14 protein-coding genes and 1 pseudogene are annotated in these 17,521 nt (G+C 63.5%); 3 read left to right on the forward strand and 12 right to left on the reverse strand.

The features are described 5' to 3' along the window. Positions 1–51: 51 nt before the first annotated feature. Together LY284_RS18995 and mprF are read right to left on the reverse strand one after the other, a co-directional pair. On the reverse strand, positions 52–1,398 hold the full coding sequence (locus LY284_RS18995) for a virulence factor family protein (RefSeq protein ID WP_233387610.1): 1,347 nt from the start codon (positions 1,396–1,398) through the stop codon (positions 52–54). After that, positions 1,395–3,953: a bifunctional lysylphosphatidylglycerol flippase/synthetase MprF gene (mprF, locus tag LY284_RS19000; protein ID WP_233387611.1), complete on the reverse strand. Its 2,559-nt coding sequence runs from the start codon at positions 3,951–3,953 to the stop codon at positions 1,395–1,397. The genes LY284_RS18995 and mprF overlap by 4 nt, the downstream gene beginning before the upstream one ends. Before the next feature lie 437 nt (positions 3,954–4,390). Between mprF and LY284_RS19005 the strand changes: the two genes are divergently transcribed. Then, the gene (locus LY284_RS19005) at positions 4,391–4,747 is read left to right on the forward strand and encodes a hypothetical protein (protein WP_233387612.1); all 357 of its coding nucleotides are present in this window, start codon (positions 4,391–4,393) and stop codon (positions 4,745–4,747) included. A gap of 22 nt (positions 4,748–4,769) precedes the next feature. On the opposite strand, the gene LY284_RS19010 is transcribed toward LY284_RS19005, so the two are convergent. Together LY284_RS19010 and LY284_RS19015 are read right to left on the reverse strand one after the other, a co-directional pair. Next, positions 4,770–5,291 (reverse strand): hypothetical protein, encoded by a 522-nt coding sequence (locus tag LY284_RS19010; protein ID WP_041731707.1) that lies wholly within the window; start codon positions 5,289–5,291, stop codon positions 4,770–4,772. A 159-nt stretch (positions 5,292–5,450) separates the two neighbouring features. Next, positions 5,451–6,146 (reverse strand): response regulator transcription factor, encoded by a 696-nt coding sequence (locus LY284_RS19015; protein ID WP_255724425.1) that lies wholly within the window; start codon positions 6,144–6,146, stop codon positions 5,451–5,453. A 195-nt stretch (positions 6,147–6,341) separates the two neighbouring features. Here LY284_RS19015 and LY284_RS19020 point away from each other — a divergent pair, with 195 nt between their 5' ends. Continuing rightward, entirely contained in the window at positions 6,342–6,794 is a 453-nt protein-coding gene (locus LY284_RS19020; protein ID WP_014250908.1) for a response regulator transcription factor, read from the forward strand. A gap of 113 nt (positions 6,795–6,907) precedes the next feature. Here the strand turns inward: LY284_RS19020 and LY284_RS19025 are convergent, their stop codons facing one another. The 7 genes from LY284_RS19025 to LY284_RS19055 all read right to left on the reverse strand — a co-directional run bounded on the left by LY284_RS19025 (position 6,908) and on the right by LY284_RS19055 (position 15,391). Next, entirely contained in the window at positions 6,908–7,843 is a 936-nt protein-coding gene (locus LY284_RS19025; RefSeq protein WP_233387614.1) for an aldose epimerase, read from the reverse strand. Between the two features lie 50 nt (positions 7,844–7,893). Continuing rightward, complete coding sequence (locus LY284_RS19030) at positions 7,894–8,802, reverse strand: ABC transporter permease (RefSeq protein ID WP_014250910.1); 909 nt, start codon at positions 8,800–8,802, stop codon at positions 7,894–7,896. After that, positions 8,802–9,665, reverse strand: a complete 864-nt coding sequence (locus LY284_RS19035) for an ABC transporter permease (RefSeq protein ID WP_045454076.1) — start codon at positions 9,663–9,665, stop codon at positions 8,802–8,804. The genes LY284_RS19030 and LY284_RS19035 overlap by 1 nt, the downstream gene beginning before the upstream one ends. Continuing rightward, positions 9,662–10,738 carry an ABC transporter ATP-binding protein gene (locus LY284_RS19040; RefSeq protein ID WP_053569472.1) on the reverse strand — a complete coding sequence of 359 codons (1,077 nt, stop codon included), beginning with the start codon at positions 10,736–10,738 and terminating at the stop codon, positions 9,662–9,664. Before LY284_RS19040 ends, LY284_RS19035 begins: the two co-directional genes overlap by 4 nt. 81 nt (positions 10,739–10,819) lie before the next feature. After that, positions 10,820–11,923 (reverse strand): extracellular solute-binding protein, encoded by a 1,104-nt coding sequence (locus tag LY284_RS19045; protein WP_232355520.1) that lies wholly within the window; start codon positions 11,921–11,923, stop codon positions 10,820–10,822. 607 nt (positions 11,924–12,530) lie between these two features. Continuing rightward, positions 12,531–13,223, reverse strand: a complete 693-nt coding sequence (locus tag LY284_RS19050; RefSeq protein WP_233387616.1) for a FadR/GntR family transcriptional regulator — start codon at positions 13,221–13,223, stop codon at positions 12,531–12,533. A 164-nt stretch (positions 13,224–13,387) separates the two neighbouring features. Further along, positions 13,388–15,391, reverse strand: coding sequence for a YadA family autotransporter adhesin (locus LY284_RS19055; protein ID WP_233387617.1), 2,004 nt, complete (start codon positions 15,389–15,391; stop codon positions 13,388–13,390). Here LY284_RS19055 and LY284_RS19060 point away from each other — a divergent pair. Further along, a complete protein-coding gene (locus LY284_RS19060; RefSeq protein ID WP_233387618.1) occupies positions 15,366–16,598 on the forward strand; it encodes an MSCRAMM family adhesin SdrC in 1,233 nt (410 codons plus the stop codon). The genes LY284_RS19055 and LY284_RS19060 overlap by 26 nt on opposite strands. On the opposite strand, the pseudogene LY284_RS39255 reads toward LY284_RS19060, so the two are convergent. Then, positions 16,592–17,110: pseudogene (locus LY284_RS39255) on the reverse strand (ESPR domain-containing protein); the annotation flags it as partial. The gene LY284_RS19060 and the pseudogene LY284_RS39255 sit on opposite strands and share 7 nt — an antisense overlap. Positions 17,111–17,521 lie beyond the last annotated feature (411 nt).

Here is a 17,521-nt window from a genome sequence, read left to right on the forward strand (position 1 = left end):
TCTCAGGCACGGAATCGACGCTCGCTCCGTGCCTTTGACAATCCGCCAGCCTTACGCCGGCTTCCCCTGCCGCGCCGCGATCTGCTTGCGCCACCCCGCCAGAATGCGCCGCGCGAGCGCGTCGTAATCGCCGCCGAAGTGATGATCGCCCGGCAGTTTCACGACTTCGATGCCCGTCTTCGTGAGCTGCGGGCACAGCGTGTCCTCCTCCTTCTCGCCGTAGATGCATTGCACCATCGGCGGCGGCAGCTTGTCGAATTCCGGCCGCACCTTCAGCGCCTTTTCGCTCGCGGGCATGCCGAGCCAGCCGGTCACGCGAATCTGGAAATCGGCCGCGGGCGAAAAGCCCATCAGCGAGATATACGACACCTGGCTGCGCACCGCGTCCGGCAGACGGTTGTACGCGAACGGCATCACGTCCGCGCCGAACGAATAGCCGACGAGCGCCACATGGCTCGTATGCCAGCGCGCGTTGTACGCGCGGATCACGCGGGCGATATCGTTGGCCGTCTGCTGCGGCGTCTTCTCACTCCAGAAATAGCGCAGCGAGTCGATACCGATCACCGACACGCCGTCTTTTTGCAGCGCGAGCGCCATCGTCTTGTCGAGATCGCGCCAGCCGCCGTCGCCGGAAATGACGATCGCGAGGAGATCGGTCGGCTGCGCGGCGCGCAATTCGATCAGCGGCAAATCCGAGACGTCGCTGTCGTGCGCGGCGTCGGACTTTTTGGCCGCCGGCTGCGTCGTCGCTGCCGCAGCCGGCGCTGCGGGCTTCTTCAGATGCGGCGCGGTCATCGCGACGAGCGCATCCGCCTTCGAGCGCCCCGCTTCGAGCGTGGCCGCGCGCTCCATGAAGCCCGGCAGGCCCGCCGCGTGGATGATCGTCGGGTCAGGCGGACACGGATTGAAGCGCGCGTCGAGCTTCGCATCCGGCGCGAGCGACACCGCGCCCGCAACCGTATTGTCCGGCGCCTGCTTCAGCGCGCTTTCGGCGAGCGTCGCGCCCTGGCCCGCGCCGACGAGAATCGGCGCGTAGTAGTGATCGGTCTGCACGGTGCGTTCGAGCTGATGGCTCATGTTCTCCGCATCGCCGACGAGGTTGTGGCATTTGCGCTCGTAGGGGTCCTTGTCGGCCTTCACGCGCGCGGCGTAACGCATCGTATCGACGCCGATGACCATCGCGCCCTTGGCGGCGAGCGCGTCGGCGGCCTGGCTGTCGGCCGGGCTCCAGCCGCTTTTTTCCGAGAACAGCACGACGAAGCCTGTCATCGCGCTCGTCGGTTTCGTCAGGTGCACATTTCCGTAACGTCCGCCGGAAATGGTTTCGGCCGCATGCGCAGCGCCGAACGTGGCGATGCCGCAAAGCGCCGCCACGATTGTCTTGCAAAGGAATTTCATGAACGCCAGCCGCCCGCGAGGAGCGAAAGATCCGCCAAAGTAAAAAATACGCCAACCGAACCGGACGCCGCCAGATAACGCGGCTCCCAGCGCGGCTGGAACTTGCTTTTGAATCCGCGCAGACCGCGGAAGTTGTAGAAACGTCCGCCGAAACGCCACACGAGCCCCGCGAGCCGATGCCAGTGCGAGGCGAGCGGCGTCGGCTCCATGCCCGACAACGGCGCGATGCCGAGCGACAGCGACCTGAACCCCGCTTCCTTCAGATGCAGCGCGAGCTTGGTGAAGAGGTATTCCATCGCGTACGGCGACGCTTGCGCGACATGCCGCATCACGCCGACGGTCGCTTCGGTGTTCATGTCCGTCGTCATGAAGGTGACGAACGCGACCGGCTTGCCCTCCTGACGCACGAGCAACACGGATTGCGCCGCGAGATACTCTTCGTTGAACGCGGCGACCGAGAAGCTCTTCTCGCGCGCGGAGCGGCTTTCGAGCCAGTCGTCGGAGATCGCGCGCAGCATCGGCAGGCTTTCGGCGATGTGCGCCGGCCCGATGACCTCCGTGTCGAAGCCATCGCGCTCGCCCCGCTTCAACGCATAACGCAAATGCGAACGGTGCGAGCCCTTCAGATCGAAATCGGACAGCGCGACGTGGGCTTCCTCGCCGAGCTTCATCAGCGTGAGGCCGGCGTCGAGATAAAGCGGCAGCGCGTCGGCGCGCACCTGATAGAACGCCGCGCGGCCGTTGTGCGCATGCGCGAGCTCGACGAACTTGCGGATCAGTTCCGCCCACTCGCGGCGCGGGCCGACCGGATCATGCAGCGCGGCCCACGTGCGGCCGTGCTTCGCGTACATCAGAAAGGCTTCGCGCGACTCGGAGAAAAGGAAGCTCTTGTCGCCCATCATCGCGAGGCCCGCGTCGCTGCGCTCCTGGGCGCGGAAGATGCGCGCGGCGTCGGCGAGATCCTGCGGCGCGGGCTTCACGAAGCGGCCCGCCGCCGGACGCAGCAATTGCCACAAGCCGAACGCCGACGCGAACACCGCCGCCGCGAGCGTGGCGCGCAGCGCACGCGGGGCGCGCTCGTCGAAGGCGAACTGCCACCAGAGATCGCGGCTGTACGGCACGTCGCGGAACGCGAAGAACATGATCCAGACGGCGAGCGCCATCACGACGCCGATGGAAATCAGCCAGGTCGCGGTGAAGCGCTCGGCGAACAGCGACGAACGGCGGTTGAAACGCTCGCGCGTCGCGACGAGCAGCACGACGAGAAACGCCAGCACGCCCGCTTCGACGAACGCCAACCCCTTCGCCAGCGATAGCGCGAGGTTCGTCACGACTAGGATCAGCGCGAGCCACCAAGCGGCGTCGAGCCGGCGCATCAGGCCGCGTGCGACGAAAAGCAGCAGCACGCCGAGCACCGAACCGAGCAGTTGCGAGCTTTCCAGCACCCACAGCGGGACGATGGTCTGCAACAGCGCGATACGCATCTTGAAGGCGGGCGTCGCGCCGGAGATGACGAGCATCGAGCCCGCCGCGAACGTGATGATCGACAGGAACACCGGCGCCAGTTGCGAAACGTGACGCGGATGCAGGAAACCGAAGCGGCCCTTGAGCGCGCGGCCCTCGAACGCCGCCATCACGCCCGCCGACAGGATCAGCGGCAGGCCGAAGTAGATCGCGCGATACGCGAGCAGCGCGGCAAGCACGTCCGGCGTCTGGGCGCTGCCGCCGAGCGCGAAAACCATGGCCGCCTCGAACACGCCGACGCCGCCCGGCGTATGGCCGATCATGCCGAGCAGCATCGCCGCCGAAAATACGGTCATGAACTCGCCGAAGCCGACTTGCGGATTCGGCAGCAAGGCCCAGAGCGCGAGGCCTGCGCCGAGCACATCGACGACGGCGAGCGCGGCTTGCGCGACGAAATCGCGGCGCGCCGGCACGGTGAACGCGAGCCACTTCCAGCGCGAACGCAACGTGCGCGGCTCACGGCCGCAGACGATGACCATCGCCGCGAACACCGCGAGCAGCGCCGCGCCGGTCACGCGCAAGGCGGCGGGCGGAAGATGCATCATCGGCGAAAGCGTGCCCGCGCCGAACAACATGCCGGCTGCGGCCATGAATGCCAGCGAAAGCGCGAGCGTGACGCTCGTGAAAATGGTGAGGCGGCCGACCTGCGCCGGCGTGACTTCCGCCGCGCCGTAGACGCGGCAGCGCACGGCGCCGCCCGTCAGCGCGCCGAAACCCGTCACGTTGCCGAGCGCGGAGCCGACCGTCGCGCCGACCCACAGCAGCGAGCGCGGCACCGCGACGCCGATGTGGCGCAGTCCCACCGCGTCGCGCCCGACCAGCGCGGCAAACGAAAGCGCGGTCGCGAACAGCGCGGCGACCCAGGCTTGCGGCGTCATGACGCGCAGCGAGTGGATCACCGATTTGTAATCGACCGCGCGGGAAAGGTGCTGGAAAACCACCAGCAGCAGCACGCAGATCACAACCGTGAGCACGGGCGCGGCGAACCGCTGAAAATCGACGCCGCCGGACGGGCGTCCGGAGGCAGACATGGCGCGAAGCCGGGCGAGCAACTTTGTGCGAGACATGCGTTCTATCAAACTGGCTCACGCTGCGCAGCGGCCGCGAACGGTCGATGACAGCGTTACATCACGGTTTATCGGGGGCCCGCGCAACGCACGCGGCCGGTGAGCGCCACACTCGGCTCCCGCCGCCCGCGCTCGCGCCATACAAAAGGCTTTAACGTGTGAAACGCCTATATAACGGCGACGGTTGACCCGACTTGACTAATATTGGGAAAACTACTAATCGAAAGCTTGCTTTCAGATTTGGCGCGTCTTCCGGGCGATCGAATTTGCACGAACGACCGGTCGCGCGCGCTTTACGGTTTGTCGGGTTAGCGGTTAGGATCGACGCCCGCGCTTTGCCGGCATCGAAGGAATACGGGGCGGAAGTCTAAGCGGATAATGTAAAAAAGGGCATCGGAACTATGAGAAAAAGCATCACAACCTGGCTGGCTGCAATCGGTGCGTGCGCGTTGAGCGCGTGCGTTGCGACGGACGACGCCCTGCTCAAGACCGTGCCGATCGGCTCCGGCACGTCGCAATTCAAGCCGTACGATTTCATCCGGTGCGTGAAGGAAAAATGGACGCCGATCGCCGGGCGCGTGCGCGAGTACTCGCCGAGCAGCGACACGCTGGCCGTTTCCATTCCGAGCGGCGGCCTGACGAGCAATTCGGTGGTGCTGGTGATCGCGCAGGCATCCGCGAACGGCACGGGCTACACGATCTACGGCGACGTCGCCATCGCGGGCCGCTACGTCGCGGCCACGCACACCTGCGATTGATCGCGTTCGCCGTTCGCCGCGCTCAGGACGGCTTGCCGCCGCGCATGTCGACGCCCGCCAGATGCGTCCCGACGACGCGGCCGATCAGATAGCCGTCCGACGCACACGCATTGACGCGCTCCTTGCCGTCCCACTGGATCTTGTACTGGTCGTCCTGGGAGTGGACCGCCGAGGCGTCGAACTTGCGCTTCGCCTTGCCGCCATTGCGCATGTCCTCGCCGACGAGCCGGTTCCACGTCAGCGCGTAGCCGTAGCGCACGCCGTCGGCGAAAGCATCGCCGTCGCAGACTTGCGGCGGGGGCGTCGTCTTGATCATCAGATGGTAGCCGTTCGCGGTGCCGACCATGATGCGCTGTTCGCCCGGCGCAGCGGGCGGCGCTGCGGGCCTGGGCGCGGCTTGGGCGGCCTGCGCAGCCGATGCGGCGGAGGCCGCCGCGGCGGCATCGGCGTCGCTCTGCTGCGGAAGCGGCGCGCATGCACCGAGAAGGAGCGCCGCCGTCAGCGTGAATGCCGTGCCAGCACCTTGCATTTTTATGAACGTCATCCTGCGAATCACCTGCGCCGACCTCATCTCGAAATTGATCCGGGCTCTACCTTACCATCCCGGGATGTATTCCTCGGAACGATCCGAAAAAGGCGCGCACGCGACGACGCGGGCGCCCTTTCGGGTGCGCCCGCGTCGAAAAGAGGATAAATCGATGACTCAGGACGCCGACGACGTATTGCTCATCGGCATTTCGATTCCGCGCCGCGCCATTTCGACGATCAGAAACGTTCGCCGCGTCACGTGAAAGCGCGCGAGCAAATCGCTCGAATATTCCTTGGCGGTGTTTTCGCTGATATTCATCTTGCGCGCGATCGCCTTGTTCGACAGTCCCTGCAGCAGATAGCGCAGCGTTTCAGTCAGGCGCGGCGGCAGATCGAGCGATTCGACCGTCACGCCCGCATGCGGCGACACCGGCTTGGGACTGTGCCCGCCCTTGCCGAGCACCGTGTTCGGCAGATAGACGCGCCCGTTGAGGATGGTCTTCAGCGCCTCCCGGAACACGCCCGCGCCCTGCTCGCTGCCCTTCGAGATGAACCCGCACGCGCCGTTCTTGATGCATTCGAGCACCGTGTCGCGGTCGTCCTGCGCGGACAGCATGATCGTCTGAATCTCTTGCTCTTCCTCGCGGATCCAGTTGAGCAGATCCAGACCCGTGGCCTGGCCGCGCAAGTGGTAGTCGAGAAACATCAGATCGTAGGTATTGGCGGAAAGCTTCGCTTTCGCCTGCTCGAACCCATCGGCTTCGTCGATTTCGAGCAAAGGCTCGTTCGCCAGAATGAGACTCTTCATGGCGCTCCGGGTGAGCCCTTCGTCCTCTACCAGCAACACAGTTTTGAAATAGCCATTTTCCATTGCGACGCTCCGAGAACGGTTCCGATATTACGCGCGCACGGCCGTACTTCCACCCCTCTTTCGCAGGGATACATTCGGCAGTCTCCCAAAATCGTCCGCGCCCCCTCCCCGTGCCGGGTTTTCCGATAAGCACGTCCGGTCGAAACTGGCTGCATCGAATCGACCACGTTACCCAATACGAGAATGGAGGATGAGATGTCAAGCCGTCTGGCCGACAACGAAAGTGAATTCGCGTTGTGGCGTATCAAGCGGGCCCGCACCGGCGATGCATCGCGCCGCGTGCTGATCGCCCACAAGGACAAGTCGATCGGCGATTCGCTCGCCGTGCAACTTCGGCTCAAAGGCTTGCAGGTCATCCATTCGCAAGATCTGAAATCGGTGCGCGCGCTGGTGCAAAGCTGGCAGCCGCACGCGCTCCTGCTCGACACGAGTTTCGACAACGAATCCGGCTACGTCTTTTCCCGCACGCTGCGCATGGATGCCGACGTGACCGGGCGGCTCTTCGTCGCGATGAGCAACGTCTGGCCCGCCGATCCCGTGCAGACGCTCAAGGAAGCCGGCTTCGACGCCCATTGCCGCCGGCCCTGCGCGACGTGGCGCATCGTCGATCTCGTCGAATCGTTTTTTTCGATGCCGCTCACGCGCTGAATGTAACTGGAGATGCGCCATGAACACGGATATCTGCATCGTCGGGGGAATCGTGCCGGCGTATGCGTCGCGCTGTCCCGCGGTTCGCGAGCGCGCTTGTGTCGAAGCGCGCGTCAGGCGGCGGCGCCGGCGTGTCGGGCCGGGATCGCGTCGGCTGCCATCGAGAGCGACGCCTGTATTTCACTACCTGGCTCGATGATCGCGATGCCCGTGCCCCGCAGTCCACGCGCCGCGAGATTGAAGCCGTCGCTCACATGCGAGACCGGCTCGACGCATAAATAACCCGCGCCCGCCGGACAATGCACGACGACATGGCTCAACGCGTCGCCAGCGACGAGTTCGAGAGCGCGGCCGTCGGCGTAGCGCAGCATCGCGCGGCCGTCCCAGCCGCTCAGATAACGCGTGTAGCCTTCCGCTTCCCGCTCATGACGATGCGCGGGACGTTCCTCGGTCGGCTCGATCGCGATTTCCGCCTCGTGACGCCAGTGCGTCGCCGTGTGAAGTTCGGCTTCGGTCGCGCCGAAGTACGGATGAAAACCCAGCCCGGCCGGCATCGGAGTCGATGAACGGTTCACGATGCGCATCGACAGGCGCGCGCCGCGTGCGTTCGCCTCGATCAGTTGCACGGCTTCGAAGGTCCACGGCCAGCCGTGCTCGCCCTCGCCGTGCACGTAGCGCAACACGACGCAATCCGCCTCCTGCAACTCGACGCGCCACGCCGCGAACTGGCCGAAGCCATGCAGCGCGTGCGCCATGCCGGGAAACGTCGCGAGTTCGACGACCGAACCGTCCGGCGCGGGAAAGCGCGCGTCGCGCACGCGGTTGGAAAACGGCACGAGCGGATAGCTGCCGCCTTTCGGCCACGCGTCGCACGGCCAACTGGCGACGGTCACGGGCGCGAGCCAATCCACGAGGCCCCGCTCGCCGTGCGTGGCAAAGCGCGTCATGCGCCCGCCCGCCGCCGGCGCGACTTCGACGACATGCGCCCCGCTCGAGATTGAGACGCGCGGCTCGGCCTGCAACGTTACGACTTCACGAAATTTCGTCACGACTCGGCTTCGGTATGAATGGAGCCCACGCACGGCGGCGCGGGCGGACATCACTGCTTCTGTTCCTTCACGCGCGACACGAGCTGCGTCGGGCTCACGAACTGCAGCGCGATCAGCACCCAGACCATCGTGATGGCCATGTAGATCATCGCCATGGCGTCGATGGACTGCGGCGCGCGCACCCCCGTCGAGAACACCGCGTAGTACAGCGCGACGACGAGCGTCTGCGTCGTCGGCCCCGCGGTGAAGAACGTCAGTTCGAACATGCCGATGGTGCGCACGAGCACGAGCAGCCCCGCCGCCAGCATGCCCGGCACGAGCAGCGGCAGCAACACGTAGCGGAAGTAGCGGAACGTATTCGCCCCGAAAATCCGCGCGGCCGATTCCAGATTCGGATCGATCTGCTCGATGAAGGGCGTCATCACGAGAATGACGAACGGCAGCGCAGGCACCAGGTTCGCGAGAATCACGCCGGTCAGCGTGCCCGCGAGATGGAACTTGTACATGACGGTCGCCATCGGAATGCCGTAGGTCACGGGCGGCACCATGAGCGGCAGCAGGAACACGAGCATCGCGAAGCGCTTGCCGGGGAACTGCACGCGGGCGAGCGCATACGCCGCCGGCACGCCGAGCACGATGGACAGCAGCACCACCGCGCCCACCACTTCGAGCGTGACGAGCAGCACGCTCGAAAGCTGGAAGTCGCTCCATGCCTGCGCGTACCAGTGCAGCGTGAAGCCCTGCGGCAGGAGCGTGCCGAACCAGCGCGTCGCCACCGAGTTCACGGCCACGGTCGCGATCAATAGCAGCACGTTGACGAGGAAAAAGCCCATCGTCGTCCAGACGAAGACTTTCCATAATTTGTCGCGCAGGCTCGCTTGCTGTTTCATCTGTCTGCCTTTGCCAGAGGTCGGCGCGGCGGCTTGCCAGCCGGACGCGGCGCGGTTATCCGTCGTCATTATCCCTTGCCTCCCGTCACCGGACCCGTGTAGAAGAAGCGGCGCGCGCCGAGCATGCCGCCCACCACCAGCAGTTGCACGAAACCCATCACGATCGCGATGGTCGATGCCAGCGCGTAGTCGTAGCTTTCGAACGCGGCTTCCGATGCGGCGATCGAGATCACGCGCGTCGGGCCGGCCGGCGCGCCGAGCAGCACCGCCGACGGAAACACCGAGAACGCCTGCACGAACGACAGGCACGCGGTCATCGTGAGGCCCGGCAACAGCAGCGGCAGATAAATCTGACGGAACTGCTGCCACGGGCTCGCGCCGAGCGTCGCGGCGGCGCGCGCGAGCGTCGGATCGATGCCGGTCACGTACGACAGCGTCAGCAAGAACGCGAACGGAAAGCCCGACACGATCAGCGAAATCAGCACGCCCCAGTAGTTGTGCGTGAGGCGCACTTCATCGCCGTACAGATGCAGCGCCTGCAAGGCCTGCGGAAACCAGCCGTTGGGGCTGAAATACGTCAGCATGCCGTCCGCGATCAGCACGGTGCCGAGCGTCACCGGCACGACGAGCAGCGTCGTCACGAACTTCTGCCACGGCGACGTGCGCCGCAACGCAAACGCGACCGGCACCGACACGCCGACGTTGATGATCGTCGCGGGCACGGCGAGCTTCAGCGTGACGATGATCGTCGGCCACATCGACGAGTCGGTGAAGAACGTGACGTAGTTGGCCCAGACGCCGCCGCCGTTCATCGGGCTGAACGACAGCATCAGCCCGTAAGCGAACGGATAGATGAAGAGCGCGAGAATGAAAATGAGCGCAGGCGCGACGAGCCAGCCCTTCGGATCGCGCTCTGCAGGGAGCGCGATCATTTGTCTTCTCCGTAGACGAGCGTTTTGGACGGCGCGACGCGCAACGCAATGCGCTCGCCTTCGCTGCATTCGCCCGCGATGCGCGCCCACAGCTTGCCGAACGCGGTATTCACGATGATGAGCGAATCGCGCCCGCCATATTCGACGACTTCGACGTGCGCATCGAACGCGTTCTCCGAGCCGGGCGCGGCGCGTTCCATGTCTTCCGGACGCAGCGCGACAGAAACGCTCTTGCTGTCGAAACCTTCCATCGGCGTGCCGAGCAGCTTCACGCCGTTCGCATTGACCGCGACGCACTCGCCCTGCGTGCCTTCGAGCGTCGCCGGCACGACATTGCGAAAGCCCATGAAGCGCGCGACATGCAGGTTTTTCGGCCGCGAATACACTTCTTTCGGCGCGGCAACCTGTTGCACGACGCCTTCCTTCATCACGACGATGCGGTCGGCCATCGACAGCGCCTCGTCCTGGTCGTGCGTAACGTAGATCGTCGCGCGCTCCAGCTTGCCGTGGATGCGGCGAATCTCCGCGCGCATCTCGATGCGCAGCTTGGTGTCGAGATTCGAAAGCGGCTCGTCCATCAAGACGAGCGGCGGCTCGATGACGATTGCGCGCGCGATCGCCACGCGCTGTTGCTGGCCGCCCGACAATTGCCCCGGCAGCTTGGCGTCGTGCCCGATCAATTGCACCAACTGCAAGGCGGCCTTCGCGCGTTTCGTCGCTTCCGCCTTCGGCATGCCGCGCATCTTCAATCCGAAGCCGACGTTATCCAGCACGGACATATGCGGAAACAGCGCGTAATTCTGAAAGACCATGCCGAAGCCGCGCTTTTCGGGCGGCAGCACGTCGATACGCTTGTCGTCGAGCCAGATGCCGCCGCCCGTGAGCGGCTGCAATCCGGCGATGCAGTTCAGCGCGGTCGACTTGCCGCAGCCCGACGGCCCCAGCAGCGCGATGAACTCGCCGCGCTGAATGTTGAGATCGAGGCCCTTCAACGCCGCGAGCTGCTGCCCTTCCGCGTTGGTGAAGCTGCGCGAGACCGAGTCGAGGCGCAACTGCTCAAAAGTGTGCTTCATGACAATTTCCTGCGCTTTTTTGTACAAGCGGCGACGCTCCTCGCGAGGAACGTCGCCGTCTCATGGCAGCGATACGCCGGCTTACTTCGTCTTCGCCGCGCCGATTTCGCGGTCCCATTTCTGGAACGCGGCGACCATCGCCTGCGCGTTGAGCGGCAGGACGTGCGGACGGTCCGCGAGCAGCTTCGCGTACTCGGGCCGGCCGAACTTCTGAATGACTTCCTGGCTCTTCGCCGGCGCCATCGACAGCGGCACGTCCTTCACCGCCGGGCCCGGATAGAAATAGCCGTCGTCATACGTCAAGGCCTGCTGTGCCGGTTCGAGCATGAAGTTCATCAGCTTGTAGAGCACGTCGAGCTTTTCCTTCGGCACGCCCTTCGGGATCACCATGTAGTGCGCGTCGTTGACCCAGGTCATGTTGTCGAACGCGGCCACCTTGAATTCCGCAGGCACGATGCCGAGCGCGCGCGGGTTGATGTCCCAGCCCGTCACCGTGACGGTCATGTCGCGCGTGCCTTCGCCGAGTTCCTTCATCACGGCCGACGTGCCGCCCGGGTAATACGGGATGCAGTCGTTCAGTTGCTTCAGGAACGCCCAGGTCTTGTCCCAGCCGTTGATCGGGTCCATCGGGTCCTTGTCGCCGAGCACGTACGGCAGGCCCATCAGGAACGTGCGGCCGGGGCCGGAGTTCGCCGGGCGCGCGTAGATCAGCTTGTTCGGATGCGCCTTGCACCACGCGAGCAGTTGATCGGGCGTTTTCGGCACATCGGTGACTTTGGCCGGGTTGTATTCGAGCAGCGGCCCGGCGGGCATGTAGGTGACTTCGAGGCCGTAGCCTTGCGCGATGTCCTGCATCTTGCGCGGGCCGGGGGCGTACTTGTCGAGCACGCCGGGGAAGGCTTTGGCGTTTTCGGGCAGCAGCTTTTCCCACAGACCTTGCTGGATGCCGGCCGCGAGCGCATCGGTGCCGGTCACGACGAGGTCGATGTCCGAGCGTCCCGCCGCCTGCATCGCCTTGATCTTGCCCGGCAGTTGCGGCGCGGGCGCGTTCGTGAAGGTGATGCTCGAAACGAGGTCGGGATGCTTCGCCTTGAACGCTTCGAAGCCCTTTTGCGTCAGTTGCAGATTGCCTGCGACATCGACGATGTTGATCGATACCGGATCGGCCGCGCGCGCCGCGCTCATGCCGAATGCCGCGCTCACGGCGACGCACACCGCCGCCAGTTTCACCGTCAGTCCTGCCTTGAAAGCCATTTTGTCTCCTCACTTCTCTCGCAACCGTGGTCGGGAAGAGGTCCGGGCTGATCGTCGGATCGCCGGCCTGTTTATGCTTGGTTTTGATGTGTCGAGTCTGTGCGCGTGCGTCCTCGTTGCGGCTGGATGCTGAAAAATAGCTAACGGGGTTATAGGATGTCAAGCAAATCGCTGCTTGACGGAGCTGTTACCGAAACAGCAAACATGCGCTTTTTCCTCTGCCGATAGCGCTTTGCACGACGCCTCGGGATATACCCCGACGATGCGTTACCTCCCGTTTTAACCTGCTTTTAACCTGGGTTTCCTGGAGGTTTCCCCGAACGTTGCCGGGATGAGCGGTTTTCGCGTACTGGGCGCTTGCTGAGGCGTTCGCCGATGACCCGCACAGTCGCCGCTTTCTGCTTCCAATATCGGTTGGGCCACATTCGCGCCCGCAACTGCAGCAACAGGCGCCGCAAAGTTGTCAAACAACTTCGCCATAAAAAGCGGGATGGAGCGCGCAGTCACATAGGTTGTGTGACAACCGCAGCGCAGGCGCTTAGCTGCCGAACATGCGATCGACCGCGTTTTCGAGATGCGTTTTCATGGCTTTTCCAGCCCGCGCGGGGTCTCGCGCGCGGATGGCCTCCAGCACCTCGAAATGCTCGCGCTGAACGAGCTTTTGCCGTTCGAGCATCTTCACGAACGACAGATTGCGCGACAGATTCATGCTGAACTCGACGTGTTCCTCGATGAACGACAGCACGGTAATGAAGAACGGGTTCTTGGATGCGCGCGCCACCGCGAGATGAAACGCGAAATCGTCTTTCGCGCCAATGCCCTGCTGCGTTTCGACCACGCGTTCGAGCTGGTCCCAGGCGTTCTGGATCGCGCGGATATCGTCGTCGTCGGCCTTGATGGCGGCAAGTTCCGCCGCGCCGGACTCCGTCACCACGCGAAATTCGTAGCAGCGGCGAATGTCGGACAACGTTTCGAGCGGCGCGAAACGGCGCGCGTCCGGATCGGGACGGCGTCCGACGATGGTTCCCGAGCCTCGCCGCGTCACGATGATGCCGTCCGCGCGCAACCGTGCGAGCGCCTCGCGCACCGTGGGACGCGAAGTGGCAAAGCGTTCGGCGAGCGCATGTTCGGTGAGCAGACGGTCGCCCTCCTTGAATTCGCCTTCCACGATGCTGTTGAGGATGTCGTTGTAGATCCGGTCGGCGAGCCCGGATAGCTTACGCTCGGTCATGTCGCGCGTGACGTGCTTGTCAGGGTGGGCTTGAATTGTAAGGCAGATTTTTGGCCGCGGGATTCGGCGGCGCGCAGGGATGCGCGTACTCAGAAAAAAATCGGCCGGCGCTAACGCCGGCCGATTCATCACGACTCAGACCGCCCTATGTGGGCGGGCGCGTCTTACCACTGATACCCGGAGCCGAACACGACGCCCACGTTACCGTTGCTGCTGGTATTGCCCGACGCCTTGATGACCCAGCGCGCGTTTTCCGTCACGTACGACACGCCGACTGCCGCGCCTGTGGCGCCGGAGAAGTGCGCCCCTGCGACCGCCACCATCGTCTTGCCTGGCGCCGTGGGTTGCGGCAAGCCCGCCACCGCCATCGCGGCCGCGATGCCGCCCCATGCCTTTCCGGCCACATCGTTGATCTGACTCTGCACGCCGGAAATGCGAGCATCGGTATAGCTCTGCGCCTGTGCTGACGCGAGGTTCAACTGACCGACGTTGACCGCGTCGGTCGCCTGCGTGCCCGCTGCGACGTTCGTGATCTGCCGCTCCGCACCTGCCGCGCCGACCGACACCGTGTTCGCCCGGTCGGCCATCGAGTTCGCGCCGAGCGCCACCGAGTTGTCCGCGCTCGCGACCGCGTTCGCTCCCATTGCGGTCGCGTGCGCGCCGCTCGCGGTGGCGACCTCGGTGTTGCGGTCGCCCTGCGCCGCGAACAACGGATTGCCGCCGCTTTCGGCGATATTCGTCACGCGATCGATCGCGGCGTTCATCTGGTTAACGTTCACGGCGTCCGTTCCGGCGGAGCCCGCAGCGACGTTGTGAATCGTCGTCGTGCTGCTGCCGTCTCCGAGCGTAATGCTCGAACGGTCGGGTTGGCCGTTCTTTGTGTCGTAGGTCACGGCGGTGTTGGTAGAACCATCGCCGTTAACGAGCCCGGATTGCTTCAACTGCGAAACGTTGACCGCGTCCGTGTCCTGCGTGCCCGCTGCGACATTGGTGATTTGACGCTCGCTTCCCTTCGAGCCGACGGACACGGTATTGGCGCGATCCGCCACCGAGTTCGAGCCGAGCGCAACGGCGTTATTCGCCGATGCGACCGCATTGCCGCCGATCGCCACGGCGTCCGCGCCCAGCGCCTGAGAGTCATCTAGCGTCGAATTGGCGTGGAAATACTTGATGCCGCCGCCGTTGTTGATGGTGTTCAGCGTGTTGTTGATCGTCGTGATGTCAGAGGTATTCTGCGTCACGCGGCCGTCGAGATTCGTCAACGCGTCGCCTACGTTGTTGAACGTCGAATTGTCCTTGAACGTGTACGTCGGTTTGCTGATCGTGCCGTCCGCGTTGACGGTCGATCCGCCGCCCAATGCTTCAGCGGTACTGTTAGCCGTCGCGTAGAGTTGCGAGCCGTTGATCGCCTCGTGACTCGATGGATCGACCTTGCCGCTGGCCACGTTATCGATCGTCACCTGCGCGTTCGGATCGGCCGCGTGCAGTGTCACCTTGGCATGGGTCGCGTCATCGTAGGTGACGGCGTTCGCCAGGCCCGTCGAGACCGTCGATTGCAACTGGGAGACGTTGACGGCATCGGTCGGCGCCGAGCCCGCAGCGACGTTCGTGATCTGACGTTCCGTTCCGGCCGCGCCGACGGAAACCGTGTTGGCGCGATCGGCCACCGAGTTCGAGCCGAGCGCGACCGCATTATCCGCCGACGCAACCGCATTGCCACCGATCGCCACGGCGTCCGTGCCAAGCGCCTTCGAGTCGTCCAGCTTCGAGTTGGTGTGGAAGTACTTGATACCGCCGCCGTTGTTGATCGTGCTCAGCGTCGTGTTGATCGTCGTGATGTCGGACGTATTCTGCGTCACGCGGCCATCGAGATTCGCGAGCGCGTCGCCGACGTTGTTGAACGTTGAATTGTCCTTGAACGTGTACGTCGGTTTGCTGATCGTGCCGTCCGCGTTGACGGTCGATCCACCGCCCAGGGCAGCGGCGGCGCTGTTGGCCGTTGCGTAGAGCTGCGAGCCGTTGATTGCTTCCAGACTGGTCGGAGCTACCGTGCCTGGCGCGACGTTCTTGAGCGTCACGGGCGTTCCGGGTACGCCGAAAGTGACGCTGGTGTGGCCGGGATTGTCGTACTGGACCGTGTTGTTGATCGCCACGGACAGCGAATCCACGCCCGTCGACAGCGATGCTACGACAGTCGATGTGGACGTCGACAGCGTGTCGAGCCCGGTGGACAGAGATGCGATGCCCGAGGTTACAGTGCTCAGACCGGTCGAGAGCGAACTCACGTTCGACGTAACGGTGCTCAGGCCCGTCGACGTCGACGTCGACAATGAATCGAGACCGGAGGTCACTGTGCTCAAACCGGTCGAGAGCGAGCTAACGGTGGATGTAACCGTGCTCAAACCGGTCGACGTTGAAGTCGAGAGCGAGTCGAGGCCAGACGTGACCGTGCTCAGGCCAGTCGACGTCGAAGTCGACAGCGAATCGAGACCGGACGTCACCGTGCTCAGACCCGTCGACGTCGAAGTCGACAGCGAATCGAGACCGGACGTCACCGTGCTCAGACCCGTCGACGTCGAAGTCGACAGCGAATCGAGACCGGACGTCACCGTGCTCAGACCCGTCGACGTCGAAGTCGACAGCGAATCGAGACCGGACGACACCGTGCTCAGACCCGTCGAGAGGGAACTGACGTTCGATGTTACCGTGCTCAGACCCGTCGAGAGCGAGCTGACGTTCGACGTCACCGTACTCATGCCGGTGGACAGCGAACTCACATCGGACGTCACGGTGCTCAAACCCGTCGAAAGGGAATTAACGCTTGACGTGGCTGTACTCAGGCCAGTCGACGTCGAAGTCGACAGCGAATCCAGACCTGACGTTACGGTGCTCAAGCCCGTCGACAACGAGCTGACATTCGATGTCACGGTACTCATGCCGGTGGACAGCGAGCTCACGCCGGACGTCACGGTGCTCAGCCCCGTCGACAGCGAACTCACGTTCGACGTCACCGTACTCATGCCGGTGGATAGCGAACTCACGTCGGATGTCACGGTGCTCAAGCCCGTCGACAGCGAACTCACGTTCGATGTCACCGTACTCATGCCCGTGGATAGCGAACTCACGTCGGACGTCACGGTGCTCAAGCCCGTCGACAGCGAACTCACGTTCGATGTCACCGTACTCATGCCCGTGGATAGCGAACTCACGTCAGATGTCACGGTACTCAACCCCGTCGACAACGAACTCACATTCGACGTCACCGTGCTCAGACCTGTCGACAACGAACTCACGTTCGACGTCACCGTGCTCAGACCTGTCGACAGCGAATTCACTGAAGTCGAGAGAGACATTACGCGGCTTGAAACGGTGTAGAGCTGCCCCCCATTGACTGCATCCGTGCTACCGGCAGACATGTTTCCGTCCGTGAGACCCGTGATTCCGGCCCCGTTCATATTGAGCGTCGCGAACGCGTTGATCGTCGTGCTTCCGCTCGATGTGACGATGGTCAACCGGTCACGTCCCCCGGTACCGAACTTGAGCGTGGAAAAATCAGTCGCGACGGCGTAGGCGCCTAGTGAGCCGATTGGGTCGAACGCAACAAATCCCGCTCCTGTCTTGCCGCCACTGTCACAAGCACCTCCTCCGGCCTGCGCGCCATCTGCTCCCGACGTGAAGCAATTGGTGAAACCGCTGTCCGGGAACACGCCGTTGACATAACTGCTTGGATCCGCGGCATTGGCGCTTCCCGTCGCTGCTGCAAGCACTGCCGAAGCTGCAAGAACGGTTGTCTGCCTCGCTCCCTTACCCTTCGTCCGGACAGTTTCAGATACGACAGTCCATTGATGTTGCGCCTGACTCCAAACCACTTTGTACGTCTTATTCACTCGAACCTCACCGTTCCAAACCTTCTGAATTCGACGACGCAATGCGACCGCTCACAGCTCAACCATATGAAAGCCGCCTGCGTGTAATCCCGGAACACCGACGCAGATACCGCGCTTTCAACTATTTGATTGACGAATGCTGTCTAAGCTAGCGAGCCATCTATTGACATCACCCTCACTGCATCAAGATGCGGCGCAATTCTTGGTTCTTTCCGACGTAATTTCAATTCAAAAACTCTTAAAATTATCGATAAAATAACATTAGATATCCTAATAAACAGACACAACGCAATTAAATATATTTTTATACGGCCTATAAGCAGTAAAACGACACCTGATTCAGACGACTCCAGGGTATTTCACGAAAACCAAACGCTTTCTAGATCGCTCACAGGCCACAAACAAAAAAGC

It is taken from the genome of Caballeronia sp. PC1 (assembly GCF_021353155.1).
Classification (GTDB): Bacteria; Pseudomonadota; Gammaproteobacteria; order Burkholderiales; family Burkholderiaceae; genus Caballeronia; species Caballeronia cordobensis.

What these genes read in the sequence shown, in the direction of transcription:
- LY284_RS19050 (WP_233387616.1), bottom strand. Translation starts at nt 13,223, where the DNA reads ATGACCGAGCGTAAGCTATCCGGGCTCGCCGACCGGATCTACAACGAC.
- LY284_RS19010 (WP_041731707.1), bottom strand. Translation starts at nt 5,291, where the DNA reads ATGACGTTCATAAAAATGCAAGGTGCTGGCACGGCATTCACGCTGACG.
- mprF (WP_233387611.1), bottom strand. Translation starts at nt 3,953, where the DNA reads ATGTCTGCCTCCGGACGCCCGTCCGGCGGCGTCGATTTTCAGCGGTTC.
- LY284_RS19020 (WP_014250908.1), top strand. Translation starts at nt 6,342, where the DNA reads ATGTCAAGCCGTCTGGCCGACAACGAAAGTGAATTCGCGTTGTGGCGT.
- LY284_RS18995 (WP_233387610.1), bottom strand. Translation starts at nt 1,398, where the DNA reads ATGAAATTCCTTTGCAAGACAATCGTGGCGGCGCTTTGCGGCATCGCC.
- LY284_RS19030 (WP_014250910.1), bottom strand. Translation starts at nt 8,802, where the DNA reads ATGACGACGGATAACCGCGCCGCGTCCGGCTGGCAAGCCGCCGCGCCG.
- LY284_RS19045 (WP_232355520.1), bottom strand. Translation starts at nt 11,923, where the DNA reads ATGAGCGCGGCGCGCGCGGCCGATCCGGTATCGATCAACATCGTCGAT.
- LY284_RS19015 (WP_255724425.1), bottom strand. Translation starts at nt 6,146, where the DNA reads ATGGAAAATGGCTATTTCAAAACTGTGTTGCTGGTAGAGGACGAAGGG.
- LY284_RS19005 (WP_233387612.1), top strand. Translation starts at nt 4,391, where the DNA reads ATGAGAAAAAGCATCACAACCTGGCTGGCTGCAATCGGTGCGTGCGCG.
- LY284_RS19035 (WP_045454076.1), bottom strand. Translation starts at nt 9,665, where the DNA reads ATGATCGCGCTCCCTGCAGAGCGCGATCCGAAGGGCTGGCTCGTCGCG.
- LY284_RS19040 (WP_053569472.1), bottom strand. Translation starts at nt 10,738, where the DNA reads ATGAAGCACACTTTTGAGCAGTTGCGCCTCGACTCGGTCTCGCGCAGC.